Origin of the sequence: Curtobacterium sp. GD1 (assembly GCF_020882855.1) — a bacterium.
Classification (GTDB): Bacteria; Actinomycetota; Actinomycetes; order Actinomycetales; family Microbacteriaceae; genus Curtobacterium.
Map to the genome: position 1 here is coordinate 12,774 of NZ_JAFEVQ010000014.1, position 25,878 is coordinate 38,651.

The following is a 25,878-nucleotide window of genomic DNA, read 5'->3' on the forward strand; positions in this document are numbered from 1 at the left end:
CGTGCGGGGCGCCTCAGCGCCGCCGACGCGTCGGCACCGACCCCGTCGCCACCGCGACCGACCCCGTCAGGGTCTGGATCGCCCGCGACACCACCGGCACCGAGGTCGTGACGACCGCGAGCGACGACGTGATCGCCTCGATCGACGAGGTCGACAGGTGCTCCTGGTTGTGCGTGTGCACCGGGAAGCCCCGACGCGCCGCGATCACGACGCCGAGCGACCCGACCAGCACGACGGCCCCGGCGAACGGCATGAACTGCAGCCCGACGACGCCGAGTGCCTGGCCGCCGATGGCCGCGCCGCCGGCGATGCCGATGTTCGACGCACCGTTGATGAGCGCACCCGCGATGTCGGGCGAGACACCGCCGGAGCGGATCGCCGCGGCCATGAAGAGCGTGCCGGTGGTGCCGTTCGCGGCCATCCACACGCCGGCGACGACCATCGTGCCGAGCAGCGACCCGTGTACGAACGGCAGCACCGCGAACGCCGCTGCCATCACGGCGACGGCCGCGATGAGCGTCTGCCGCGGAGCCCGGTCGACGAACATGCCGGCGAGCCAGAGACCGACGACACCCGTGCCACCGAGGACGAGCAGCGCCCCGCTCACCATGTCGGCGTCGAGCCCGGCGTCGATCGCGTACGGCCCGATGTACGTGTAGACGACGTAGTGCCCGGCGAAGAGCAGGAGGTCGGCGATCACGACGGAGAGCAGGCCGGTGCGGGCCCAGGCCTTCGGGGAGCCGATGTGCGGCGACGAGGCCCCGCGGACGCTCGGCAGGAACAGGAGCGCGACGACGGCCAGTGCCGCTGCGGCGACGGCGACGGCACCGACGGCCGGGCGCCACCCGATCGACTGCGCGACCCAGGTCGCCACGGGCACGCCGATGACGAAGCCGAGCGAGCTGCCGGAGTACACGAACGCGATCGCACGACCGGCGAGACGCGGCGGCACGATGCGCGTCGCGTAGGCCGAGGCGACCGAGAAGAAGAGCGCGTGTGCGACGCCGCCGACGATGCGGCCGGCGCAGACCACCGCGAAGGACGGCGCGAGCGCGATCATCACGTTCGACACCGTGTAGCCGATGAGCGTCGCCACGAGGACGGTCTTGCGGGGAAGCCGGGCGGTGAAGGACGTGAGCGGCAGCGCGAGGATCGCCACGGCGGCGGCGTACACCGTCACGACGATGCCCATGGTCGACTCGGAGACGCCGAGGTCGGCGCTCATGGTGCCGAGCAGCCCGACCGGCATGAGCTCGGTCGTGATCGCGAAGAACGTCGCGAGCCCGAGCACGGCGATGCCGACGATCGACTGCGTGGTGACGGTGATCGGCCGCGTGTTCGTCGACACGGCCGAGGTGGTGGTGTTGGTGGACACGATGCTGACCTCCTCCGGGGAACGGCGGAGCGCGCGTCGGTGTCGACGTGACGACGACCGGACCGGACGGTGCCGGCCGACGATGCGCGCTCGCTGTGGTGTGTGGATTGTGGGTACGACTCCACGGCGAGTGCGCTCTTCCAGTGTTGCACGCTGCAGCGAGGAGATGCGAGGGCCTTCGCCGAGAAAGTCCTAGGAGCGCTCCAACGCCGTCAGTGCCGAGACATTCCCGATCAGTTCTCGTTCGTCACGGTGCCCTGCACCCCACCGCCCCGGAGGCTCAGCGTCAGCGTGCCGCTCATCGACTGCGCCGACAGCGAGACCGACCCGTGCAGCGCGTCCTGCCGCGGGTAGCACGCGGACGTCGACTCCAGCCGGTTCGCCGTCGCGACGAGGCAGATCGTCGAGCGGTCCGTCCCGACGCCGGCCCACACGCTCCAGGGGGTCTCGAACGAGCCGCCGTCGAGCGCGCGGTTCGTGAAGATGAGCCGCGTCGTCCGGAGCGTGACCGGCGCCTCGACCGGTCCCGGCAACTGGTCGGCGTAGGTCTGCGGCGCGTCCAGCAGGTCCTCGAGCGTGATCGTCCCGGCACTCGGCGTCACGCTCGGCGCCGCCGCCGGGTCCGGCCTCGAGGTCCCGACCACCGTCCCCGCCGCGAACGCCACACCGACGGCCGCCGCGACGCCCAGCCCGATCCAGACCCGTGGCCGGGTGGTCCAGAGCACCCGTGCGGCTCGCGTCCGCCAGGCGCCGATGCGGTCCAGGAGGCGCGACCCGCCTCCGCCACGGTCAGCCGGCTCCTTCTCGTGGTCCGGTCCGTCGGCGACTCCACTCGTGTCGTCGGTCGCCGTCCGGTCGACCGGGCTCGGAGCACCCGCGGCGGCGGCAGCGCCCTGCGGTCCCGCGTGCGGTGTCCGCGGCCCCGGTGTCGACGGCACCGAGACCGGACCCGGTGCCGGCGTCGCCATCTGGTCAGCGGCGGCTCCCGAGGAACCGGCGAGGGGCCGCGCGCCGCCGGTGTGGAACGGGTTCGTCGTGCCCGAAGTGACGGCCCGGTCGGAGCCGGCCGCGGAGGTCGGACGCGACCGTCCCGTCGACCGGGCCCGCGGGGAGACGGGAGCCGCGCCTCCTGGACCGCGCCGTCCTCGGCCGAGCCGTTCGAGGGCCAGCCGCGCTGCGGCCGCGTCGGTCTCGGACGCGGCACCACCCCATGCGAGCGCCTCGAGCCGTGCTCGTTCTGCTGCCACGTCGTCGTCGGCCATGCGCACTCCCGGTCCGGTCGCACTGTCCGCCCATCGTCCCACCGGCGCCGTGCGGGCGCGCACCCAGTTCGCGGGGCGTAGACGGGGGTCATGAGCGACAAGCACGATCCCGACCCCGAGACCCTCGAGCCGCTGAGCCACGACACGCAGTCCGGGGAGGCCGACTACGTCGCGACGAGCCCGGGCGGGACGGGCACCGAGCGGCACGTCCCCCTGCCGGACGAGGAGCAGGGCCGCGGCACCGAGTACGACCCCGTCGACCAGGGCCCGCAGCAGGAGGGTCAGGGCGGCTGACACGCCCGCCGCCCGACCGCGACGTCAGGCGAGCACGCGCCGCAGCACCGCACGTTCGCCGAGCGTCCACGCGGCACTCGTGACGACGTAGAGCGCGGCGGCCAGGGGCGCGATCGCGGCGAACACCACCGTGACGAAGGGCGCCCACCGGCTGATCGCCGCCGTCGCAGCCGCTCCCGGCACCGCGGCGTCCGGCACCGCCGCCGGGTTCCACCGCAGGTTCGCCCGCCGGGTGAGCTCGACCACGAGGGCGAGCACGGCGAGCAGGAGCACCACGACCCACGCGTGCCACCAGAGCGGCGAGGTCACGACGACCACGAGCGAGTGCCCGAGCGGGACGCCCGCGAGCGTGGCCGTCAGCAGGGTGTTCACCGTGCCGTCGATCGAGGCGTGCGTGAACAGCGTGTACACGAGCGACAGCACCGGCGCCTGGGCGAGGACCGGCAGGCACCCGGCGAGCGGCGAGACCTTCTCGTTCGTGTACAGCTCCTGCATCGCACGCTGCAGCCGTTCGGCGTCCTTCGCGTGGCGCTCCCGGAGCGCGGCGATCTGCGGGGCGAGGCGTCGGCGGTCCCGTTCCGCGCGGACCTGCAGCACGGCGAGCGGGACGAGCACGGCTCGGACCACGAGGGTGAGCAGCACGACGGCGACGGCGGCGGCGAGCCCTCCGGCGACGGGGGAGAGCGCCGCGGTGGCGGCGGCGAGGAGGTCGGCGCCGCCGTGCAGCAGCGGCCCGACGAGGGGCAGGGTGGTGAGGTCCATGACGTTCCGATCGGTTCGGTGGGAGGGGTCGCGTGTACGGCCCGTCCACCGGTCGGTGGTCAGGGCCTCAGGCGACGGCTCCCGGTGCCCGGGGTCGGGCGTGCCCGTCGGCGTCCGGGTGACTCCATGCGATCCGCGTCACGAGGTCGGCCGGGGCGCGCGACGACAGCGATCGGACCGGCACCAGGCCGAGGACGATCGCGAGGACGCCGGCGACCAGGACCGCGACCGCCACGGCCGTGAGTCCGAGCGCGGCCACCGCGAGGAGCGGGACGGCACCGACCGACGGGTCGCCGAGCACCATCGCGGCGGTGGCGCGCAGCAGGAGTTCGACGGCGGTCATGGTCCGTTCAGGGTAACGCCCGCGCGCCGTCGTGGGGGAAGTGGCTGGTCACGGCAGGATCGTGCCCATGACCGCAGGTTCGCCGAGCACCCCAGCGACCGCCGCCCTCGAGCGGGCAGGGGTCGCGTACACGCCGCACGTGTACGAGCACCACGAGACCGCCACGAACTTCGGCGAGGAGGCCGCGGCCGCCCTCGGGCTCCGCGAGGAGCAGGTGTTCAAGACCCTCGTGGTGTCGGTCGACGGTGCCCTGGCCGTGGCGATCGTCCCGGTGGCAAACCGGCTCGACCTCAAGGCGATCGCGGCTGCCGTCGGCGGGAAGAAGGCGACGCTCGCGGACCCGGCCCTCGCCGAGAAGCGCACGGGCTACGTGGTGGGCGGGATCAGCCCGGTCGGGCAGAAGACGAAGCTGCCGACCGTGGTGGACGAGTCGGCGCTGTCCTACCCGAGCATCTTCGTGTCCGGCGGGCGTCGCGGCTTCGACATCGAGGTGTCCCCGGCGGACCTCGTACGCATCACCGAGGCGACCGCAGCACCGATCGCGCGGACCTGAGCCGGGTCGCCGCAAGTTTCTTCCACGACCGGGAATGACCCGGTCCCTCCTGCGTTGCATTGAGTCGAAGGCACTCAAGTTCCCAGGAGGTCCCTTTGCCAGCAACGTTCGGCCCGACCGGCGGCAACGACTCGTTCGACGAGTTCCTCGCCCGCCTGCTCGCGGCACAGGACTCCGGCGCCCAGCGATCCGTACCGCTGGGACGCCCGGTCGACATCACGCGACTGCTCAGCCGTCGCACCCACGAGCTGCTCCAGCGCACCGCGGAGTTCGCGGCCGAGCAGGGCCAGCACGAGATCGACGCCCTGCACGTCCTGCACGTGCTCGTCCGCACCGACCCGTTCACCGCGGTCCTCCGGCACGCCGGGGTCGACCCCGAGCAGTTCGCGGACGAGGTCGAGCAGCGCCTGCCGATGGCGCGCGAACCCCGCCAGCAGCCCGACGGTCGCCCGGCCCTCACCGGGACCGCGCAGCGGATCCTGCTCGAGGCCACCCAGGCCGCCCGCGGGTTCGGCAGCACCTACACCGATCCCGAGCACGTCTTCTTCGCGCTCGTCATGGACCAGGACACCGTCACCGGGCAGCTGCTCGCCAGTGCCGGCGTCACTCCGCAGGTCATGCAGGACTACGCCGCGCAGGCCGCGGCGGCCGCCAGGGAGGGGCGCACGATGCCCACGAGCACCGACCAGACCACCGGCACCGAGAGCGACACCCCGACGCTCGACCAGTTCGGCACCGACCTCACCGAGCGGGCCCGCGACGGCCGCATCGACCCGGTGATCGGCCGCGCCGACGAGATCGAGCAGACCGTCGAGATCCTGCTCCGTCGCACCAAGAACAACCCCGTCCTCATCGGCGAGCCCGGCGTCGGCAAGACCGCCATCGTCGAGGGGCTCGCCCAGCGCATCGCCGACGGCGACGTGCCCGTGCTGCTCCAGGGCAAGCGCGTGGTCGCCCTCGACCTCGCCGGCATGCTCTCCGGCACGCGTTACCGCGGCGACTTCGAGGAGCGCCTCACGAAGGCGATGGACGAGATCGCAGCGCACGCCGACGAGCTCATCGTCTTCGTGGACGAGCTGCACACCGTCGTCGGCGCCGGTGGTGGCGGCGAGGGCGGTTCGATGGACGCCGGCAACATCCTCAAGCCCCGGCTGGCCCGTGGCGACCTGCACATGGTCGGCGCGACCACGCTGAACGAGTACCGCCGGATCGAGAAGGACGCCGCACTCGAGCGTCGCTTCCAGCCGGTCACGGTGGGGGAGCCGAGCGTCGAGGACGCCGTCGCGATCCTGACCGGACTCGCCCCGCGCTACGAGGAGCACCACAGCGTCACCTACACGCCGGACGCCCTGCGCGCCTCGGTCGAGCTCTCGCACCGCTACGTCACCGACCGGCACCTGCCGGACAAGGCCATCGACCTCATCGACCAGGCCGGCGCACGTCGTCGCCTGGCCCTGTCGGGCGACGTCGACGTCGAGGCGCTCCGCGCACAGGTCGCGACCCTCACCGCGTCGAAGGACGCGGCCGTCGCCGAGGAGCACTACGAGGAAGCGTCGCGCCTGCGCGACGAGATCGACGGACTGGAGGCGCGGATCACCGCCGCCGGGTCGGCCGACGCAGGTCGCGCCTCCGGTCCGGAATCCGTGGGCACCTCGATCACGGAGGAGGACATCGCGGCCGTCGTGTCGCGTGCCACCGGGATCCCGGCGACCCGCCTGACGCAGGGCGACCGCTCCCGGCTCGCCGCGCTCGAGGACGAACTCCACGAGCGCGTCGTCGGGCAAGACGACGCCGTGCGGGCGATCGCGACCGCGGTGCGGCGCAGCCGGACCGGCATGGGCGACCCCCGTCGTCCGGTGGGCAGCTTCCTGTTCCTCGGTCCGACCGGTGTCGGCAAGACCGAGCTCGCGAAGGCGTTGGCCGGGTCGCTGTTCGGCGACGAGTCGGCGATGCTGCGCTTCGACATGAGCGAGTTCGGCGAGCGGCACACCGTGTCGCGGTTGGTCGGCGCCCCTCCCGGGTACGTCGGCTACGACGAGGCCGGGCAGCTGACCGAGCGTGTCCGTCGGAACCCGTACTCGGTCGTCCTGCTCGACGAGGTCGAGAAGGCGCACCCGGACGTGTTCAACCTGCTGCTGCAGGTGCTCGACGACGGTCGCCTGACGGACGGCCAGGGCCGCACGGTGGACTTCCGGAACACGGTCGTGATCATGACGTCGAACATCGGCTCGGAGTTCCTCGCGTCGCGCTCCGGTGCACTCGGCTTCGCGCCGGTCGGCGCGGGGGACGGGTTCGCCGAGGACGACCTGCGCGCCCGGGTCATGGGCAAGCTCCGTGAGGCGATGCGGCCGGAGTTCATCAACCGCATCGACGAGATCGTGCTGTTCCGCAAGCTCGACCGCTCGCAGATCGAGTCGATCGTGTCGCTCCTGCTCGAGGACACCGCGCTCCGCCTCGTCGCCCAGGGGATGACCCTGACGGTCACGGACGCCGCGGTCGGGTGGCTCGCCGAGCACGGCTACGAGCCGGAGTACGGCGCCCGTCCGCTCCGTCGGTTGATCCAGCGCGAGGTCGACGACCGCATCGCGAGCCTCGTGGTCGACGAGGCCGTGGCCGAGGGCGACACCGTCCGGGTCGACGTGGTCGACGGCGCGCTCGACGCCACGGTCGCGGTCCCCGCCGCGGTCTAGGCACCTCGTCCGCATCGAACGCCCCGGTACCCCTCGTGGGACCGGGGCGTTCTGCGTGTCCGGCGTTCCCGAACTGTTCGGGAATGCAATTCCGGACGAATCTCGAGAAAAGGGTTGCGCGGGGAATACCGGTGTGGATAGTGTTCACGAGCAGCAATCACCGCGTCAGCACGAGACCGAGAGGGGGCCTGACCATGATGTTCACCGAAACGACTCCGTTCCGTGGAATCCGTACGTCCGGCGGCACCCCGATCCGGGTCCGCTGACACGGGGCGTCCCACACCAGTCGCATCTCCGACCGGCCCGTCCGCGCTGAGGTCCTCCTCGCAGTCCGGTGCCGTTCCGACCCTCGGTCGCACTCGCCCGTCGCCCTCGTGGTGACGCACTCGGCGCGTGCCCGACACCGGTCGTGAATGTCGGTGGCTGGTGCGACGCTCCTTCCATCGGCAGCAATTCCTGACCGCACCCGTCGTGCATTCTTCGACGGGGCGCGGAATGCATTCTCCCGCATTCATCTCCCTTGCCCGCGTTCCGGGCAGTACTGCCATGCCCTGGCAGTCGTCGTCACGCCTGAAAGGCACCACCTTGTCAACGAAGACCGTCAACCGTCCCCCCGATACCCGTGCGGTGCGCCGTCGGGTCTCGCTCTCCGACCGCATCGCACTCCGCATCGGGATGTCCCTGATCATCTGGAGTCGTCGGACGCACCACGTGCGTCCGTCGGTCGACCTCGAGACGCGCCGGCGCCTCGAACAGGAGCGCGCCGCCCGCGAGGTCGCGTGGCTCACGCAGGTCGGCATGCTCAACCGCTGGCGCTGAGCCGCGCGGCGCTGCGGCGGCGCGCGCGCCGCCCCGCGTCTGCCGCAGTGTGCGAGGTTCCGCTCTCCGTGCCCGGCCCCTGGCCCCGCACGGAGCGCGGGACCTCGCACACTGCCACGCGAACCGCGCCCCCGCGCCCTGCGCGCCCCACCGCGCACGGTGCGGGGCGGGTCGGGCGCACCCCGCGCCTCCCGTACCGTTGTCGGGTGACCGAAACCGCAGCTGCACTCGTCGAACGCCTCACCGCCATCGTCCCGGACTTCCCGTCGCCGGGGATCCTGTTCCGCGACGTCACGCCGGTGTTCTCCGATGCCGTCGCGTTCGGCCGCGTGTGCGAGGCACTCGCAGCACCCTTCGCGATCGGCGAGGGCTTCGCCGCCGTCGCCGGCATCGAGGCCCGCGGCTTCGCGCTGGCCGGCGGGATCGCCGCGCAGCACCAGGTCGGCGTCCTCACGGTCCGAAAGGCGGGCAAGCTCCCCGGCGAGGTCCTCAGCGAGCAGTACTCCCTCGAGTACGGCGAGGCCGAGCTCGAGCTCCGCCCCGGGCAGCTGCCCGTGGGCACGCGCGTGCTCGTGGTCGATGACGTCCTCGCGACCGGGGGCACCGCGGCCGCGACCGTGACCCTGCTCGAGCGCGCCGGCTACGAGGCGATCGGCTTCGCCGCGCTGCTCGAACTCGACGGCCTGTCGGGTCGCGAGCGCCTCGAACCGCGCCTGCCCGTGCAGACCCTCGGCGCCGTCCCCGCGTGAGCCTCGGCGGGCGCCCCGCGCACTAGTCTTGATCCACCATCCAACCGAGGAGTCCCATCATCGTGACCGAGTCAGTCGCCGCAGCGCCGGAAGGCGCGTCGCCGGACAACGCCGAGCCCGCAGCCGTGCCCCAGGCACCCGAGCCCCGCACCGCGACGACGACCACGACGGGCACCGAGCTGTTCGACGGCGTCCGCGGCGTCGTGGCGATCCGTGTCGCGGGTGTGCTCAAGGACCTCGCGGCCTCGGTCGACGCCGGTGACCTCGTCGAGCCGGTCACCCTCGACGAGCAGGACGGCCTCGACATCCTGCGCCACTCGGCCGCGCACGTCCTGGCGCAGGCGGTGCAGCAGATCAACCCCGACGCCAAGCTCGGCATCGGCCCGCCCGTCACCGACGGCTACTACTACGACTTCGACGTCGCCGAGCCCTTCACCCCCGAAGACCTCAAGGCGATCGAGAAGAACATGGACCGGATCATCCGGCAGGCCCAGCGCTTCCGCCGCGTCGTCGTCACCGACGAGGAAGCCCGCGAGCGCATGGCGGGGGAGCCCTACAAGCAGGAGCTCATCGGCCTCAAGGGTGCCGCGGACGCCGGCGACTCGGGCGAAAGCGTCGAGGTCGGTGCCGGCGAGCTGACGGTCTACGAGAACGTCGACCCGAAGACGGGCGAGGTCGTCTGGCAGGACCTCTGCCGCGGCCCGCACCTGCCGCACACCCGCATCATCGGCAACGCGTCGAAGCTCATGCGCGTCGCCGCGGCGTACTGGCGCGGCTCGGAGAAGAACCCGCAGCTCCAGCGCGTGTACGGCACCGCGTGGCCCGACAAGGACCAGCTCAAGGCCTACCTGCTCCGGCTGGAAGAGGCTGCGAAGCGCGACCACCGCAAGCTCGGCGCCGAGCTCGACCTGTTCTCCTTCCCCGACGAGATCGGGTCGGGCCTGGCGATCTTCCACCCGAAGGGCGGCATCATCCGCCGCGAGATGGAGGACTACTCGCGCCGTCGGCACGAGCAAGAGGGCTACTCGTTCGTCTACACGCCCCACATCACCAAGGGCGACCTGTTCGAGACCTCCGGGCACCTCGGCTGGTACAAGGACGGCATGTTCCCGGCCATGCACATGGACGAGGCGCGCGACGAGGACGGCAACATCACCCGCCAGGGCGCCGACTACTACCTCAAGCCGATGAACTGCCCGATGCACATCCTGGCGTACCGCTCGCAGGCCCGGTCCTACCGCGACCTGCCCCTGCGGATGTTCGAGTTCGGCACGGTCTACCGCAACGAGAAGTCCGGCGTCATCCACGGCCTCACCCGCGTGCGCGGCCTGACCCAGGACGACGCGCACATCTTCACCACGCAGGAGAAGATGAAGGAGGAGCTCACCACGACCCTCCAGTTCGTGCTGTCGCTGCTCCGTGACTACGGCCTCGACGACTTCTACCTCGAGCTCTCCACGAAGGACCCCGAGAAGTACGTCGGCGACGACGACGTGTGGGACGTCGCCACGAACACCCTGCGCGAGGTGGCGGAGGAGACCGGACTCGAGCTCGTGCCGGACCCCGCCGGTGCCGCCTTCTACGGCCCGAAGATCTCCGTGCAGGCCCGTGACGCCATCGGCCGCACCTGGCAGATGTCGACCGTCCAGCTCGACTTCAACCTGCCCGAGCGCTTCGGCCTCGAGTACGCGGCGGCGGACGGCACGCGGCAGCGCCCCGTCATGATCCACCGCGCGCTGTTCGGCTCGATCGAGCGGTTCTTCGGCGTCCTCACCGAGCACTACGCCGGCGCGTTGCCGGCCTGGCTCGCCCCGGTCCAGGTCGTCGCGATCCCGGTTGCAGCGGAGTACGGCGACTACCTCGACGAGGTCGTCGCGAAGCTGCGCTCGCACGGCGTCCGTGCCGAGGTCGACCACTCGGACGACCGCATGCAGAAGAAGATCCGCACGCACACGAAGCAGAAGGTGCCGTTCCAGCTCATCGCGGGCGGCGACGACCGCGACGCCGGCGCGGTCTCGTTCCGCTTCCGCGACGGTCGACAGGACAACGGTGTGCCCGTGGACGAGGCGGTCGAGCGCATCCTCACCGCGATCCGCGAGCGCGCGCAGGTCTGATGACTCCTCCAGGAGGCACGGATCCCGTCGGTGGGACCGGTCGCGTCGACGACGCGGCCGGTCCCACCGCCGTGCCCGCTCCCGACTCGTCGGGTCCGGCCGGTGCGGCTGGCGCCGGCGGGGCGGACGACCCGCTCGTGATCCGCGACGCCGCGACCGGCGCCGCGGTGCCCGATGCGTTCCAGCGCCTCTGGAACCCGCACCGGATGGCGTACATCGACGCCGGGCGCGAGGGCAGGGGCCGCGGCCACGACGACGACTGCCCGTTCTGCGAGGCTCCGCGCGGGTCCGACGAGGACGGTCTCATCGTCGCGCGGGGCGAGCACGCGTACGTCCTGCTCAACCTGTTCCCGTACAACAACGGGCACCTGCTCGTCTGCCCGTACCGCCACGTCCCGCTCTACGACGAGGCGACGCCGGACGAACTCCGCGAGATCGGCGAGCTCACCCAGACGGCGATGCGCGTCCTGCGTGCCGTGTCGCACTGCGACGGCTTCAACATCGGGATGAACCAGGGCGAGGTCGCCGGCGCCGGTGTGGCCGGCCACCTGCACCAACACATCGTGCCGCGGTGGCAGTCGGACGCGAACTTCTTCCCGATCATCGCGCGGACGAAGTCGATGTCCCAGCTGCTCGGCGAGACCCGCCGACTCGTCGCCGAAGGGTGGCCGTCGGAGCACTAGACTGTCGGCATCATGAGCGACAGCAGCAGCACCACGAGCACCCCCGGCACCTCGATCACCGGCTCGGACCGCGTCAAGCGCGGCCTCGCCGAGATGCTCAAGGGCGGCGTGATCATGGACGTCGTCGACGCCGAGCAGGCCCGCATCGCGGAAGAGGCCGGCGCGACCGCCGTCATGGCCCTCGAGCGCGTCCCCGCCGACATCCGCGCGCAGGGTGGCGTCGCCCGCATGTCCGACCCGTCGATGATCGAGGAGATCATCGCGAGCGTGTCGATCCCCGTCATGGCGAAGGCCCGCATCGGCCACTTCGTCGAGGCGCAGGTGCTGCAGGAGCTCGGCGTCGACTACATCGACGAGTCCGAGGTGCTGTCGCCGGCCGACTACGTCAACCACATCGACAAGTGGAACTTCACCACCCCCTTCGTCTGCGGTGCGACCAACCTGGGCGAGGCGCTCCGTCGCATCACCGAGGGCGCCGCCATGATCCGCTCCAAGGGCGAGGCCGGCACGGGTGACGTGTCCGAGGCCACCAAGCACATCCGCACGATCAACAAGGAGATCGCGGCGCTGCGCCACCTCAAGGAAGACGAGCTCTACGTCGCCGCGAAGGACCTGCAGGCCCCGTTCGACATCGTGAAGGAGGTCGCGCAGACCGGCAAACTGCCCGTGGTGCTCTTCACCGCCGGTGGCGTCGCGACCCCGGCCGACGCCGCGATGATGATGCAGCTCGGCGCGGACGGCGTGTTCGTCGGCTCCGGCATCTTCAAGTCCGGCGACCCGGCCAAGCGTGCCGCCGCGATCGTCAAGGCCACGACCTTCCACGACGACCCCAAGGTCATCGCCGAGGTCTCCCGTGGTCTGGGCGAGGCGATGGTCGGCATCAACGTCGCCGACGTCCCCGCACCGCACCGTCTCGCCGAGCGCGGCTGGTGAGCGCCCGGCCCCGCATCGGGGTCCTCGCGCTGCAGGGCGACTTCCGTGAGCACATCGCGTCGCTGACGGAACTCGGTGCCGACGTGCTGCCGCTCCGTCGCCCGGAGGAGATCGGCGCCCTCGACGGCGTCGTCATCCCGGGCGGGGAGTCCAGCGTCATGGACAAGCTCGCGCGTGCCTTCGGCGTGGCCGAGCCGCTGTCCGAGGCGATCCGCGGCGGGCTGCCGACCTACGGCACCTGCGCGGGCATGATCATGCTCTCCTCACGCATCGCCGCCGGCATCCCCGGGCAGCAGACGCTCGACGTGCTCGACACGACGGTGCGCCGCAACGCCTTCGGCAGCCAGAACGACTCGTTCGAGATCGACATCCCGATGCCGGCCCTCGGCGAGGCCCCGGTGCACGCGGTGTTCATCCGCGCGCCCGTGGTGGAGCAGTACGGCCCCGGGGTCGACGTCCTCGGCGCGCTCCCCGACGGGCAGGTCGTCGCGGTCCAGCAGGGTGCCGTCATCGCGAGTGCGTTCCACCCCGAGGTCGCCGGCGAGGACCGCTTCCACCGGCGCTTCCTCGACCTCGTCCGCGCCGCCTGACGCCGACCGGCCGGTCGCTCGACGGGGTCAGGCCACGCCGGCGGCGACCAGCACCTGCACCACGACGGCCCGGACGGCGCACACGCCGAACCCGAGGGCGATCACCGCGTACACGACGAGCCGAGCGCGCCGCGGCTGGGCCACGGCACGCAGGATCTCCGCCGCGCTCTGCAGCACGAACACCCGTGTGGCGAGCAGCAGCGGGACGGCGGCCACGGCCCACGTCCCCGTGGTCGGTGCCGCCAGCGCGACGATGCCCCAGGTCACGAGCGCGGCGAAGCCGGCGATGTACGCACCACCGCGGTCGTTCTCCTCCTTGCGACGCCGTCCGCGGTCGGCGACGAGCCCGTCCCACAGCCCGGACCGCACCTGACGACGGCGTTGCACGATCGTGGTGACGTCCTGCGCAGTGGACTGCAGCAGCAGCGCGACGGCGAGCACGGTGACGATGGTTGTGTAGCCGTCACCGGCGGGTGGGACGATGCCGGCGAGCAGGAGCACCGCTCCGGCGGCACCGGCGATCCAGGTGAGTGCCGCGACGCCGAGCACGACCGGCACGAGCGGGACCCGCCGCATCGTCCGGAGGAGCAGTCCGCGCGGGAACTTCGCGAACGAGTGCACCTCCACGAAGCAGACCCAGAGCGCCGCGATGCCGGTCAGGGTCCACCCGAGCGTCTTCGTGACGACGTTCGCACCGCCCCCGGCAGCGATGTGGGCGCCGAGCACCGTCACGACGAGGGACCAGGCGACGACGCCGACCGGCACGGACACGAGGCTCCAGAGCCCGTCGTCCACACGCCGGCGGGCCTCCCACGACGTCGGGTGCTGCGCGAGGACCCGAGCGGACTGCGCGACCCGCTCGGACAGCTGCAGGACCGACCCGGCCGCGAGCATCACCCACTCGTCGTTCGGGTCGAGCTCGAGTGCTCGGTCCATGGCCTCGCGAGCCCGTGGCGCGAGGGCCCCGTCGGTCCACGAGAGGGCGCGGTAGCACTGCGCCGCGTCGGCGAACAGCCGGGCGTCGTGGGGTGCGAGCTCGAGCGCGCGGTCGAGGGCCGCCGCGGACCGGGCGACGTCCGCCGTGGGCCACGCGGCTTCCTCCGCTGCGGACCGCTTCGCGTGCGACCAGCGTGTGTGTGCGAACGCCCACAGCAGGTGCGCGGTCGCCCAGTCCGGTCGGCGCTCGCGCAGTTCCTCGGCCGCGGCCTTCGCCGCCTGGCGCTCGTTCGCGTCGAGCATCGCGTTCACCCGGGCGGACAGGGCGGTGGCGTTGTCGGGGTCGAGCGCGAGGGCGCGCTCGGCGGCGGTGCGACTGGCGGCGTGGTCGTGGCGTGCGCGTTCCGCCCGTGCGAGCGTCGCCCACAGCCGCGGGTCGTCCGGTGTGCTCGCGACGGCGGCGGTGAGCACGGCCCGCGCCTCGTCCGGGCGTTTGAAGCCCAGGAGCGCGTCGGCGCGCTCGACCACGACGTCGACCGCGTCGGGCATCAGAGCTGCTTCTCCTCGCGGAGCCACTCGACCATGTCGTCGTACTCGCCGCTGCCGTTGGAGTACTCCGCGACGTTGCGGGCGGTCTGCACCCAGGGGCCGATCGACGGCTTGACCTCCTTGAGGGCGGCGCGCATGTCGTCCATCCGCATCGGCCGCACGGACCCGGTCCGGATCGACTCCGTCATCGCCTTCTCCGCCGCGGTGGTCACGAGGTGCTCCAGGTCGGCGCCGGAGAACCCCTTCGTGCGACGGACGAGGTCGCCGAGGTCGATGCCCTCGATCGGCCGTCGGCGGAGGTGGACACGGAGGATAGCCTCGCGGGCGTCGTCGTCCGGCGGACGGACGAGGACCATCCGGTCGAAGCGTCCCGGTCGCTTCAGCGCGGCGTCGACCTCCCAGGGGTGGTTCGTGGCCGCGAGGACGTAGACGCCGTCGTTCTGCGAGTCGACCCCGTCCATCTCGACGAGGATCTGGTTGACGACGTTCCGGAACGACGAGAACGTGTTCCCGCTCCGCTTCGCGCCGATCGCGTCCATCTCGTCGAAGAACAGCACGGCCGGCGCGTGCTCGCGGGCCGTGCGGAACACCCGGTGGATGTTCTTCTCGCTCTCGCCGATGAACCGGTCGAGCACGTCGCTGAGCGTGACGGAGATGAAGTGCGCCCCGAGCTCGCCGGCGATCGCGCGGGCGAGGAACGTCTTGCCGCAGCCGGGCGGACCGTACAGCAGCAGGCCGCCGCGGAGCTTCTTGCCGAACGCGGCCGCGATCTCGGGGTGCGCCATCGGCTGCAGGAACGACTCGTCGATCCGCCGCTTCACGACCTCGAGCCCGCCGACGTCGGCGAGTCGGACGGTCTCGCGGCGCAGCTCCGCCACCGGGTCGGCGTCCTCGGCGGTCTCGGCGGCCTCGGCCACGAGCTCCTCGTCGTGCTCGGCCACGACCCGCTCGACGAACGGCGGCTCGGTCGGGTTCGCGATCGACGCTTCGAGCTCGGACCAGTCGATGTCCTCGTGCCGGTCGCTCGGTGCCGGCGGCGCCGCTGCCGGAGCCGCGGCTGGCGTCGATCCCGGCGGCTCCGATGCCGCGAGGGCCGCGCGCCGGACGACCGCCGTCGCCGCCTCGTCCTCCGGCGCCTCGCGCAGCACGACGCTCGCCTGCTCGATCGCCTCGCCGTGCCGGCCGGCGTCGGCGAGCAGCTCGGCGTAGCGGACCCGGAGGGTCCGGTCGTCGGGGAGCGCCTGGACGGCGGCCTCGAGTGCGGACAGCGGATCGGTCATGCGTTCCCCCTGGTCGTCCCGGTGCTGCGCCCATCGTACGTGCGTCGACGGGCCCGCCCGCGAGGCGGGGCCGCACCGTGCCTCCAGGCCGCTAAGCTGGACGGGACTTTCCGCAAGACGCAAGGAGCACCGTGTCCGGGCATTCCAAGTGGGCAACGACCAAGCACAAGAAGGCCGTCATCGACCAGCGACGTGCCAAGTCGTTCGCGAAGCTCATCAAGAACATCGAGGTCGCCGCCAAGATGGGCGGCGCCGACCTCTCCGGCAACCCGACCCTCGTCGACGCCGTGCAGAAGGCCAAGAAGACCTCGGTCCCCAACGACAACATCGACCGCGCCATCAAGCGCGGTGCCGGCCTGACCGGTGAGACGATCGAGTACACGACGATCATGTACGAGGGCTACGGCCCGAACGGCGTCGCGATGCTCATCGAGTGCCTCACGGACAACAAGAACCGTGCCGCTGCCGAGGTCCGCACCGCGATGTCGCGGAACGGCGGGACCATGGCCGACCCGGGCAGCGTCGCCTACAACTTCTCCCGCAAGGGCGTCATCTCCGTCACCAAGACCGACGGCCTCGACGAGGACACCGTCATGACGGCGGTGCTGGACGCCGGCGTCGAGGACGTCATCGACCAGGGCGGCGGCTTCGAGGTCATCACCGAGGCGACCGACCTCGTCGCGGCCCGCACTGCGCTGCAGGACGCCGGGATCGACTACGACTCCGCCGATGCCGAGTTCGTCCCCGGCCTCAAGGTGCCGGTCGACGCCGACACGGCGCGCAAGGTGTTCCGCCTGATCGACGCGCTCGAGGACAGCGACGACGTGCAGAACGTCTACTCGAACTTCGACATCCCCGCGGACGTCCAGGCCGAGCTCGACGAGGACGAGGACTAGCCCGATGCTGCGCGTGCTCGGGGTCGACCCCGGGCTCACGCGGTGCGGCGTCGGCATCGTCGAGGTCGCATCGAACCGCCGCGCCCGGCTCGTCCACGTGACGGTCGTGCGCACCCCGGCGGACATGGCGCTCGAGCAGCGGCTGCTCCGCATCGCCGACGGCATCGCCGCCGAGATCGACGAGCACCGTCCCGACGCCGTCGCGGTCGAGCGGGTGTTCGCGCAGGCGAACGTCCGGACGGTCATGGGCACGGCGCAGGCCGCCGGCCTCGCCCTGCACGCCGCGGCGGCACGGGGGCTGCCGGTCGGGCTGCACACCCCGTCCGAGGTGAAGGCTGCCGTGACCGGGTACGGCAACGCGGACAAGCGCCAGGTGCAGACGATGATCGCGCGCGTGCTCGGCCTCGACGAGGCCCCCAAGCCCGCCGACGCCGCGGACGCGCTCGCCCTGGCGGTGTGCCACGCCTGGAGGCTCGGGTCACCCGACACGGTCGGCACGCGTGCCACGAACCTCACCCCGGCACAGCGTGCGTGGCGGGACGCACAGGGCGGCACGGTCGACTCGCCGCTGGCACGCGCCGCGGCCGCGGCCGCCGGTCGCTCGCAGCGTGGCTCGTCGGCATCGTCGGTGGCCGGCCGTAGGCTCGGGGCATGATCGCGAGTCTCCGGGGCACCTGCATCGACATCGCCGGCTCCGGCGTGGTGATCGAGGTCGGGGGAGTGGGCTACGCGGTCACGGTGACCCCGGCGCACGCGCTGACGATGCGCCACGGGTCCGAGGTCTTCGTCCGGACCGCGATGATCGTGCGCGAGGACGAGCACCTCCTCTTCGGCTTCGAGTCCACCGACGCGCTCCAGGTGTTCGACCTCCTCCGCAGCGTGTCCGGCGTCGGCCCGAAGTCGGCGATGGGCGTCCTCGCCCACATGGACCCGGCCCAGGTCGCGAACGCCGTCGCACACGACGACGACGGCGCCTTCCGCAAGGTCTCCGGCATCGGCCCGAAGACCGCCAAGCTCATCATCGTCGCCCTCTCCGGCAAGCTCGCCGCGTTCGAGCAGGCCCCCGTCGTGGCGGCCCGCGGCGGCACCGCGCACCCGGCCGCGACCGACGTCGTCGCCGCCCTCGTCGGCCTCGGCTGGCGCGAGGACGCTGCGCAGCGCGCGGTCGACGAGACCATCGCGTCCGAGCCGGGCGTCGCCTCGATGGGCACCCAGGCACTGCTCCGCGCCGCCCTCGGCGCGCTCCGCCCCGCCGGTGCCGGCCGGTGAGCGGGATCACCGCCGCGGGCGCCGAGTCACAAGAGGAACTCGCGTTCGAGGGGGCCCTCCGCCCGAAGTCCCTCGACGAGTTCGTCGGGCAGCGGAAGGTCCGGGGGCAGCTCGACCTGCTCCTCAAGGCGGCGGCACTGCAGGACCGGACGCCCGACCACATCCTGATGGCCGGCCCTCCCGGACTCGGCAAGACGACCCTCGCGATGATCGTCGCGCACGAGTCCGGTCGCCCCCTGCGGATGTCGAGCGGCCCGGCGATCCAGCACGCCGGTGACCTCGCCGCGGTGCTGTCGTCCCTGGTCCCCGGCGAGGTCCTGTTCATCGACGAGATCCACCGGATGGCCCGCTCGGCAGAGGAGATGCTCTACCTCGCGATGGAGGACTTCCGCATCGACGTGATGGTCGGCAAGGGGGCCGGCGCCACGAGCATCCCGCTCGACCTCGCGCCGTTCACCCTCGTCGGCGCCACCACCCGTGCCGGCCTCCTGCCGAACCCGCTGCGCGACCGCTTCGGGTTCACCGCACACCTCGAGTTCTACGAGAAGGACGAGCTCGAGCAGGTCCTCATCCGGGCGGCGCACCTGCTCGAACTCGACATCGACCGGTCCGCCCTGCGCGAGATCGCCGGGCGCTCCCGGGGCACACCGCGCATCGCGAACCGCCTGCTCCGGCGTGTCCGCGACTACGCCCTCGTGCACCGCACCACCGACGGCATGGCCGCCGTGCAGGGCGCCCTCGACCTCTACGACGTCGACGAACTCGGCCTCGACCGTCTCGACCGCGCGGTGGTCGAGACGATGCTGACGCGCTTCGACGGCGGTCCCGTCGGCCTGAACACCCTCGCGGTGTCCGTCGGGGAAGAGTCCGAGACCATCGAGTCGGTCGTCGAACCGTTCCTCGTCCGGGTCGGCCTCGTCACCCGCAGCCCCCGCGGGCGGATCGCCACCCCGCAGGCCTGGCGGCACTTCGACATGACACCCGGGCAGACCGGCCTCGCACAGCCCGGACTGTTCGACGACGACGCCGACTGACGTCCCCGTCCGCGGTCTCGGTGACATGCCACGCACAGACGTGTGCCCTAGACTGCTACGGCCCGAAACCGAGCAACCAGAGAAGGCAACGCATCATGGGTCAAGAAGTCATCCTCATCGTCATCGTCGTGGCGTTCGCGGCCTTCATGTTCTACAACAGCCGGAAGCGCAAGAAGCAGCAGGGCGAGCTCGCCACCAAGATGGTGCCGGGCGCGAAGGTCATGCTGTCCTTCGGTCTGTACGGCACGCTCCTGTCGGTCGACGACGAGAAGGTCACGGCCGACGTCGAGATCGCACCCGGAACGGTCGTCACCGTCCACCGCCAGACCCTGTCGCGTGTCGTCGACGACACCGCGTCGGACATCACCACCACGGCCACGCCCGAGGACGAGCCGGCAGCGCCGAAGCCCGTCGCCGAGCTCAACGGGGAGCCGATCTACGGCGAGCGTGTCGAGTCCACGGACGCCGACACCGACGCTGCGAAGCGCAAGACCGAAGACTGACTCCTCGGCCGCCGGGTCCACCGACCCGGCGGCGACACCTGCCGCCGGTCAACCGCCGTCGGTCCTGACAGAAAGACGAGACGACCGGTGGCACGATCGACACCCGTCAAGAAGGCGATCCGCTCGCTGACCTGGTTGGTGATCCTCATGGCGGTCCTCGCGGGGTTGAACACCGCCGCGTCGGTCCTCGCCGGGAACACCAAGGACGACAGCGGCAAGTGGTTCGAAGGGGCCAGCTGGGTCCCGGAACTCGCCCTCGACCTCCAGGGCGGCACGCAGCTGACGCTCGCGGCGCAGAACACCGAGGGCGGCTCGGTGACGAGCCAGCAGCTCAACCAGGCCGTGAACATCATCCGGCAGCGCATCAACGCGACCGGTGTCTCGGAGTCGCAGATCAACACCCAGGGGACGAACAACATCGTCGTCTCCATCCCGGGCAAGCCGGACAAGGCGACGATCGACCGCATCGAGGCGGCGGCGAAACTCACGTTCCGCCCGGTCCTCTACACCGAGGCGGCGACCAACACCGCGGTGGGCGGCAGTGGGTCCTCGTCGGCCTCCGCGACGCCGTACTCCCCGCCGGCATCGCTCGCCGCGACGCCGAGCGCCAAGCCGACCAACGGCAGCGACCTGAACTGGGTCACGCCGGCGCTGCAGGACCTGTACACGAACTACAACTGCAACGCTCCGGACGACGTCACGACAGCGCCGGACGACGAGCCCCTCGTCACGTGTGACCAGGACGGTGCCGCGAAGTACATCCTCGGCCCGGTCGAGGTGTCCGGCTCGGGCATCAGCAACGCCACCTCCGGCCTCGCGACCGACTCGCAGGGCACGTCGACCGGCCAGTGGGCCGTCAACCTGACGTTCAAGGGCAAGAGCTCGGACGACTTCCGTGACGTCACCAGCCGGCTCGTGAAGCTGCAGCCGCCGCAGAACCAGTTCGCGATCGTCCTCGACGGCTCCGTCATCACGGCGCCGGCGTCGAACGCGGCCATCACGAACGGCAAGGCGCAGATCACCGGCTCGTTCACGGCCGACTCCGCGAAGACCCTCGCCGACCAGTTGAAGTACGGCGCGCTGCCGATCAACTTCCAGGTCCAGTCGAACGAGAACATCTCCGCGACGCTCGGTACCGCGCAGCTCGTCGGTGGCCTCGTGGCGGGTCTGATCGGTCTGATCCTGGTCATCATCTACTCGGTCATCCAGTACCGGGCGCTCGCGTTCGTCACGGTCCTCTCGCTCGGTGTGGCCGCGGCGCTGACGTACCTCGTGATCGCGATCATGTCCTGGCGCGTCGACTACCGCCTGTCGTTGGCGGGTGTGGCGGGTCTGATCGTCGCGATCGGCATCACGGCGGACTCGTTCATCGTGTACTTCGAGCGCATCAGGGACGAACTCCGTGACGGCCGGGGCCTCGAGAGTGCCGTCGAGTCCGGGTGGAAGCGTGCACTGCGCACGATCCTGGCGTCCGACTCGATCAACTTCCTCGCCGCCGTGGTGCTCTACATCCTCGCGGTGAGCGACGTGAAGGGCTTCGCGTTCACGCTGCTCCTCACCACCCTGATCGACGTCGTCGTGGTCGTGATGTTCACGCACCCGATGATGCAGCTCATCGCCCGCAGCCGCTTCTTCGGCGAGGGACACCGGTTCAGCGGGCTCGATCCCGCGGCCCTCGGGGCCGTCTACCGCGGTCGCGCGCAGTTCCGCGCGCCGGTCGTCGACGGCAGGCGTCAGCGCAGCGCCGGTGAGGCGCAGCGTCGACAGACGATCGCAGAGCGGAAGGCCGCGCAGGCCTCCGGCGAGAACGGCACGACGCCGGACGGGAAGGACGACTGATGGCCAGCTTCAGCCAGTTCGGCAGCGACCTCTACACGGGGAAGCGCTCGTACGACATCGTCGGCCGACGCAAGACCTGGTACGTCATCGCGATCATCGCGATCGTGGTCTCGCTGGCGGTCCCGTGGCTGCGTGGCGGGTACCAGCTCGGCATCGAGTTCACCGGCGGGTCCGAGTTCACGCTCTCCGACGTGAAGACGCTCGACCAGAACCTCGCCACCGAGACCGTCGAGTCGATCGTCCCCGACGGCGTCCCGCGTGTCTCGCAGCTCGGTACGCACGGCATCCGCGTGCAGACCGGCCAGCTCACCGACCGTGAGACCTCCGAGGTCCAGGACGCCCTGGCGAAGGCCTACGACGTCCCGGACAGCCAGGTCGCCGCGACCTTCATCGGTGCGACCTGGGGTGCCGACGTGCTCAACCAGGCGATCCGCGGCCTCGTGATCTTCCTCGCCCTCGCGGCGGTGTTCATGGCGCTGTACTTCCGCACCTGGAAGATGTCGGTGTCCGCGATGGTGGCGCTCCTCCACGACCTCCTCATCACGGCGGGCGTGTACGGCATCGTCGGGCTCGAGGTCACGCCCGCGGCGGTGATCGGCTTCCTGACCATCCTCGGCTACTCGCTGTACGACACCGTCGTGGTGTTCGACAAGGTCCGCGAGAACACGAGCCAGGAGTCCCACCGCACCTTCGTGCAGTCGGTGAACCTCGCGGTCAACCAGACGCTCGTGCGGTCGATCAACACCTCGGTCGTCGCTCTGCTGCCGGTCGGCGCGATCCTCTTCATCGGGTCGTACATCCTCGGCGCCGGAACGCTCCGCGACATCTCGCTCGCGCTGTTCATCGGCATCATCGTCGGCACCTACTCGACGATCTTCATCGCGTCGCCGATGTACGCGCACCTGCGAGAGAACGAGCCGAAGATCAAGCAGGCCGACGCCAAGAAGCAGGCCGCTGCGGCCAAGCGTCAGCGCGAGGTCGACGCGACGGCGGGCGTCTGATGCCGGCGGAGATCGTCGACATCGACGTCGCCGAGGCCCGTCGGCGGATCGACGCCGGCGCGCGCCTGTTCGACGTGCGCGAGCAGGGGGAGTGGGACGAGGTCCACGCTCCCGAGGCGACCCTCGTGCCGATGTCCGAGTTGGTCGCCCGGTGGAAGGAGATCGACGGCGGCGACGAGCCCGCGATCATCGTCTGCCACTCCGGCGGACGCTCCGCGCGGGTCGTGGCGGCACTCGAGCAGTCCGGGGTCCCCGCGGTGAACCTCGTCGGCGGCATGGTCGCGTGGGAGCAGTCGGGCGCCCCCGTGGTGCGCGACGCCCAGGGCGAACCGCGTCACGAGCACTGACCGGACACGCGTAGTCTTGTCGGATCGAGCTCGGACGGGCATCCCGGGAGGCGCAGCATGACGGACACGCGTGAGTCCACGCCGCAGGACGCCTCTGCGCCGCGGGCAGGGCAGGACACCGGCTCCGCGAGCCGCCCCGGCTCCGCACCCCGGCCGACGAGTCCGCTCGGGCCGAACACGACCGGCAACCTTGGTTCGCTCCGGTCGCTGCTGCCGCGGCTGTTCTCGCGCGCCCAGCCCGCCGGTGCCGTCGACACCCTGATCCGTACCGTCCGGTCGCACCACCCCAAGGCCGACGTGACGCTCATCGAGCGCGCCTACTCGGTGGCGGAACGCGCGCACGACGGGCAGAAGCGCAAGTCGGGCGAGCCCTACATCACGCACCCGGTCGCGGTGGCGCAGATCCTCGCCGACCTCGGGATCGGGCCGATCACCATCGCCGCGGCGCTCCTGCACGACACCGTCGAGGACACCGACTACCAGCTCGACCAGCTGCGCGAGGACTTCGGCGACGAGATCGCCATGCTCGTCGACGGCGTCACGAAGCTCGACAAGGTCAAGTACGGCGACAGCGCCCAGGCCGAGACCGTCCGCAAGATGGTCATCGCGATGTCGAAGGACATCCGCGTCCTGGTCATCAAGCTCGCCGACCGGCTGCACAACGCCCGCACGTGGGGCTTCGTCGAGTCGACCTCCGCCACGCGCAAGGCGAAGGAGACCCTCGAGATCTACGCGCCGCTCGCGCACCGGCTCGGCATCCAGATGATCAAGCTGGAGCTCGAGGACCTCTCGTTCGCGGTGCTCCACCCCAAGCTGTACGTCGAGATCGACAGCCTGGTGAAGGAACGCCAGCCGAAGCGCGAGCAGTTCGTCCAGAACGTCATCGGCACGCTCAAGAAGGACCTCAAGGCCGCCAAGGTCCGCGGCGAGGTCATGGGCCGCCCGAAGCAGTACTACTCGATCTACCAGAAGATGATCGTCCGCGGGCGCGAGTTCGACGAGATCTACGACCTGGTCGGCATCCGCGTCCTCGTCCCGACCGTGCGCGACTGCTACGCGATGCTCGGTTCCGTGCACGCGCGGTGGACGCCGCTGCCGGGTCGGTTCAAGGACTACATCGCGACGCCGAAGTTCAACCTGTACCAGTCGCTGCACACCACCGTCCTGGGGCCGCAGGGCCGTGCGGTCGAGATCCAGATCCGCACCCACGAGATGCACCAGCGGGCCGAGTTCGGTGTCGCCGCCCACTGGAAGTACAAGCAGCGCGCGGCCGGCCGTGACGTCGACTCCTCGTCGGCCACCGACCAGGACATGGCGTGGCTGGCGCACATCACCGACTGGCAGGCCGAGACGAGCGACCCGGGTGAGTTCCTCGACTCGCTCCGGTACGAGATCGGTGCGAAGGAGACCTACGTCTTCACGCCCCAGGGCAAGGTCATCGGGCTGCCGTCCGGTGCGACCCCCGTCGACTTCGCGTACGCCGTGCACACCGAGATCGGCCACCGCACGATGGGCGCCAAGGTCAACGGGCGTCTCGTGCCCCTCGAGAGCGCCCTGTCGAGCGGCGACGTCGTCGAGATCTTCACCTCGAAGAACCCCGACTCCGGCCCCAGCCAGGACTGGCTGACCTTCGTCCGGAGCCCACGCGCCCGGAACAAGATCAAGCAGTGGTTCACCAAGGAACGCCGCGAAGAGGCGATCGAGCAGGGCCGCGACGCGATCGCGCGGGCGATGCGGAAGCAGAACCTGCCGCTCCAGCGCATCATGAGCCAGGACTCGATCTCCGAGGTCGCGTCGTCGATGCGCTACGACGACATCTCCGCGCTGTACGCGGCCGTCGGCGAGGGGCACGTCTCCACGCAGTCGGTGATCGAGAAGGTCCTCGGGAACGTCCAGACCGAGACCGAGACGGAAGAGCCGGAGCTCAGCTTCCCCCGCCAGGTCACGAGCCGGCAGCTGCGCAACAGCGACAGCGGCGTCCTCGTGCGTGGCGCGCCGGACATCCTCGTGAAGCTCGCGAAGTGCTGCACGCCGGTCCCGGGCGACCAGATCGTCGGGTTCATCACCCGCGGCCAGGGCGTCTCGGTGCACCAGGCCTCGTGCACGAACGTCAAGTCGCTCATGAACGAGCCCGACCGGATGATCGAGGTGGAGTGGGCACCGTCCTCGAAGTCGGTGTTCCTCGTGCAGATCCAGATCGAGGCGCTCGATCGGTCGGGGCTCCTCAGCGACGTGACGCGGGTGCTGACGGACCACCACGTGAACATCCTGTCCGCGACGGTCTCGACGTCGTCCGACCGGCTCGCGCTGAGCCGCTTCGTGTTCGAGATGGGCGACACGACCCACCTGGACCGTGTGCTCAACGCGGTGCGACGGATCGACGCGGTCTACGACGTCTACCGGGTCAGCGCGGGCTGACCGGACTCCAGGACCGCCCGCAACCGCCGCTCCGCCTGCCGGGCCATCGGGATCGTCCCGAGGGTCTCGAGGGACCCGGCGACCGCGTCGACCGACACCGCACCGATCGCCAGGAGCCCGACCACCGCTGCCGCGTCCGACGGGTCGAACCCACCGGGCCGGTCCCCGGGGCTGCGCAGCAGGTCCACGACCGTGCGCAGCGGCGTGGTGACGCGGAGGCCACCGAGCACGACGACGTCCTCGTCCGTGATCACGACCTCGCGGACGCGCAGCGCGCCGTCGACGTGCACGCGGACCCGGAGCGGGACACAGGCCTCGAGCGGGGCCGGCGCACGCGAGACGGCACCCCAGACCCACGCGGCCGTCCGGGTGCTCGCGATGAGGCGCGCGTCCCGGAGCGCCCACGCCGCGGCTGCCGCCCGGAGCGCCGGGGTCTGCGGTTCGGCGGGGGAGGCCCAGCACGCCCCGACGGCCACGAGCTCGCCGGCGAGGACCGCTGCGCGCAGCTCGGCCTCGGGCCAGTCGTCGCTCGTCAGCAGCCGGGTTCGGGACACCCGGACATCCTGCCCGACGCGCACGGCGCGTCGACGCGCCCTGTGGAGAGCGACGGACGTGCGGCCGGGACGTGACCACCTGTGG

The 25,878-nt window shown here is 71.3% G+C and carries 25 protein-coding genes; 18 read left to right on the plus strand and 7 right to left on the minus strand.

Translation table 11 applies throughout. The annotated features are described in order from the left end of the window. Window positions 1–13: 13 nt before the first annotated feature. Together JSX79_RS09455 and JSX79_RS09460 are read right to left on the minus strand one after the other, a co-directional pair. Entirely contained in the window at window positions 14–1,375 is a 1,362-nt protein-coding gene (locus tag JSX79_RS09455) for an MFS transporter (RefSeq protein WP_071294666.1), read from the minus strand. A gap of 233 nt (window positions 1,376–1,608) precedes the next feature. Beyond that, complete coding sequence (locus tag JSX79_RS09460) at window positions 1,609–2,637, minus strand: hypothetical protein (RefSeq protein ID WP_229085932.1); 1,029 nt, start codon at window positions 2,635–2,637, stop codon at window positions 1,609–1,611. A gap of 90 nt (window positions 2,638–2,727) precedes the next feature. On the opposite strand from JSX79_RS09460, the gene JSX79_RS09465 reads away from it, so the two are divergent. Beyond that, window positions 2,728–2,931: a hypothetical protein gene (locus JSX79_RS09465; RefSeq protein ID WP_071294668.1), complete on the plus strand. Its 204-nt coding sequence runs from the start codon at window positions 2,728–2,730 to the stop codon at window positions 2,929–2,931. A gap of 24 nt (window positions 2,932–2,955) precedes the next feature. On the opposite strand, the gene yidC is transcribed toward JSX79_RS09465, so the two are convergent. After that, on the minus strand, window positions 2,956–3,693 hold the full coding sequence (yidC, locus tag JSX79_RS09470) for a membrane protein insertase YidC (RefSeq protein ID WP_229085933.1): 738 nt from the start codon (window positions 3,691–3,693) through the stop codon (window positions 2,956–2,958). Window positions 3,694–3,760: 67 nt separating this feature from the next. Beyond that, complete coding sequence (locus JSX79_RS09475) at window positions 3,761–4,036, minus strand: hypothetical protein (RefSeq protein WP_229085934.1); 276 nt, start codon at window positions 4,034–4,036, stop codon at window positions 3,761–3,763. 67 nt (window positions 4,037–4,103) lie between these two features. Here JSX79_RS09475 and ybaK point away from each other — a divergent pair, with 67 nt between their 5' ends. From ybaK to pdxT, 8 genes are all read left to right on the plus strand, one after another. Next, a complete protein-coding gene (ybaK, locus tag JSX79_RS09480) occupies window positions 4,104–4,589 on the plus strand; it encodes a Cys-tRNA(Pro) deacylase (protein WP_229085935.1) in 486 nt (161 codons plus the stop codon). A 95-nt stretch (window positions 4,590–4,684) separates the two neighbouring features. Beyond that, the gene (locus JSX79_RS09485; RefSeq protein ID WP_229085936.1) at window positions 4,685–7,279 is read left to right on the plus strand and encodes an ATP-dependent Clp protease ATP-binding subunit; all 2,595 of its coding nucleotides are present in this window, start codon (window positions 4,685–4,687) and stop codon (window positions 7,277–7,279) included. 585 nt (window positions 7,280–7,864) lie between these two features. Beyond that, window positions 7,865–8,098 (plus strand): hypothetical protein, encoded by a 234-nt coding sequence (locus JSX79_RS09490; protein ID WP_139201846.1) that lies wholly within the window; start codon window positions 7,865–7,867, stop codon window positions 8,096–8,098. A 206-nt stretch (window positions 8,099–8,304) separates the two neighbouring features. Then, window positions 8,305–8,847: an adenine phosphoribosyltransferase gene (locus tag JSX79_RS09495; protein WP_229085937.1), complete on the plus strand. Its 543-nt coding sequence runs from the start codon at window positions 8,305–8,307 to the stop codon at window positions 8,845–8,847. A 62-nt stretch (window positions 8,848–8,909) separates the two neighbouring features. Then, entirely contained in the window at window positions 8,910–10,961 is a 2,052-nt protein-coding gene (gene thrS, locus JSX79_RS09500; RefSeq protein ID WP_374475197.1) for a threonine--tRNA ligase, read from the plus strand. After that, the gene (locus tag JSX79_RS09505) at window positions 10,961–11,644 is read left to right on the plus strand and encodes an HIT domain-containing protein (RefSeq protein WP_229085938.1); all 684 of its coding nucleotides are present in this window, start codon (window positions 10,961–10,963) and stop codon (window positions 11,642–11,644) included. The genes thrS and JSX79_RS09505 overlap by 1 nt, the downstream gene beginning before the upstream one ends. Before the next feature lie 12 nt (window positions 11,645–11,656). Then, complete coding sequence (gene pdxS, locus JSX79_RS09510; RefSeq protein WP_070418967.1) at window positions 11,657–12,577, plus strand: pyridoxal 5'-phosphate synthase lyase subunit PdxS; 921 nt, start codon at window positions 11,657–11,659, stop codon at window positions 12,575–12,577. Continuing rightward, window positions 12,571–13,167 (plus strand): pyridoxal 5'-phosphate synthase glutaminase subunit PdxT, encoded by a 597-nt coding sequence (gene pdxT, locus JSX79_RS09515; RefSeq protein WP_267484274.1) that lies wholly within the window; start codon window positions 12,571–12,573, stop codon window positions 13,165–13,167. Before pdxS ends, pdxT begins: the two co-directional genes overlap by 7 nt. A 27-nt stretch (window positions 13,168–13,194) precedes the next feature. Here the strand turns inward: pdxT and JSX79_RS09520 are convergent, their stop codons facing one another. Both JSX79_RS09520 and JSX79_RS09525 read right to left on the minus strand, forming a co-directional pair. Beyond that, window positions 13,195–14,652 carry a tetratricopeptide repeat protein gene (locus tag JSX79_RS09520; RefSeq protein WP_229085940.1) on the minus strand — a complete coding sequence of 486 codons (1,458 nt, stop codon included), beginning with the start codon at window positions 14,650–14,652 and terminating at the stop codon, window positions 13,195–13,197. Next, window positions 14,652–15,932, minus strand: coding sequence for an AAA family ATPase (locus tag JSX79_RS09525; protein ID WP_229085941.1), 1,281 nt, complete (start codon window positions 15,930–15,932; stop codon window positions 14,652–14,654). Before JSX79_RS09525 ends, JSX79_RS09520 begins: the two co-directional genes overlap by 1 nt. Before the next feature lie 131 nt (window positions 15,933–16,063). On the opposite strand from JSX79_RS09525, the gene JSX79_RS09530 reads away from it, so the two are divergent. From JSX79_RS09530 to JSX79_RS09570, 9 genes are all read left to right on the plus strand, one after another. After that, window positions 16,064–16,828 carry a YebC/PmpR family DNA-binding transcriptional regulator gene (locus JSX79_RS09530; RefSeq protein ID WP_070418971.1) on the plus strand — a complete coding sequence of 255 codons (765 nt, stop codon included), beginning with the start codon at window positions 16,064–16,066 and terminating at the stop codon, window positions 16,826–16,828. 7 nt (window positions 16,829–16,835) lie between these two features. Next, the gene (gene ruvC, locus JSX79_RS09535; protein WP_175475696.1) at window positions 16,836–17,483 is read left to right on the plus strand and encodes a crossover junction endodeoxyribonuclease RuvC; all 648 of its coding nucleotides are present in this window, start codon (window positions 16,836–16,838) and stop codon (window positions 17,481–17,483) included. Then, a complete protein-coding gene (ruvA, locus tag JSX79_RS09540) occupies window positions 17,480–18,097 on the plus strand; it encodes a Holliday junction branch migration protein RuvA (protein WP_071301584.1) in 618 nt (205 codons plus the stop codon). Before ruvC ends, ruvA begins: the two co-directional genes overlap by 4 nt. Continuing rightward, window positions 18,094–19,131: a Holliday junction branch migration DNA helicase RuvB gene (gene ruvB / locus JSX79_RS09545; protein WP_071294678.1), complete on the plus strand. Its 1,038-nt coding sequence runs from the start codon at window positions 18,094–18,096 to the stop codon at window positions 19,129–19,131. The genes ruvA and ruvB overlap by 4 nt, the downstream gene beginning before the upstream one ends. A gap of 95 nt (window positions 19,132–19,226) precedes the next feature. Continuing rightward, window positions 19,227–19,634, plus strand: a complete 408-nt coding sequence (yajC, locus tag JSX79_RS09550; RefSeq protein ID WP_070418975.1) for a preprotein translocase subunit YajC — start codon at window positions 19,227–19,229, stop codon at window positions 19,632–19,634. An 87-nt stretch (window positions 19,635–19,721) separates the two neighbouring features. Next, window positions 19,722–21,473: a protein translocase subunit SecD gene (secD, locus tag JSX79_RS09555; RefSeq protein WP_071294679.1), complete on the plus strand. Its 1,752-nt coding sequence runs from the start codon at window positions 19,722–19,724 to the stop codon at window positions 21,471–21,473. After that, window positions 21,473–22,474: a protein translocase subunit SecF gene (gene secF, locus JSX79_RS09560; RefSeq protein WP_070418977.1), complete on the plus strand. Its 1,002-nt coding sequence runs from the start codon at window positions 21,473–21,475 to the stop codon at window positions 22,472–22,474. Before secD ends, secF begins: the two co-directional genes overlap by 1 nt. Further along, window positions 22,474–22,821: a rhodanese-like domain-containing protein gene (locus JSX79_RS09565; protein ID WP_092387135.1), complete on the plus strand. Its 348-nt coding sequence runs from the start codon at window positions 22,474–22,476 to the stop codon at window positions 22,819–22,821. The genes secF and JSX79_RS09565 overlap by 1 nt, the downstream gene beginning before the upstream one ends. A 57-nt stretch (window positions 22,822–22,878) precedes the next feature. Beyond that, entirely contained in the window at window positions 22,879–25,239 is a 2,361-nt protein-coding gene (locus JSX79_RS09570) for a bifunctional (p)ppGpp synthetase/guanosine-3',5'-bis(diphosphate) 3'-pyrophosphohydrolase (protein ID WP_229085942.1), read from the plus strand. Here JSX79_RS09570 and JSX79_RS09575 read toward each other — a convergent pair. Then, window positions 25,218–25,793: a type IV toxin-antitoxin system AbiEi family antitoxin gene (locus JSX79_RS09575; RefSeq protein ID WP_229085943.1), complete on the minus strand. Its 576-nt coding sequence runs from the start codon at window positions 25,791–25,793 to the stop codon at window positions 25,218–25,220. The genes JSX79_RS09570 and JSX79_RS09575 overlap by 22 nt on opposite strands. Between the last annotated feature and the right edge of the window lie 85 nt (window positions 25,794–25,878).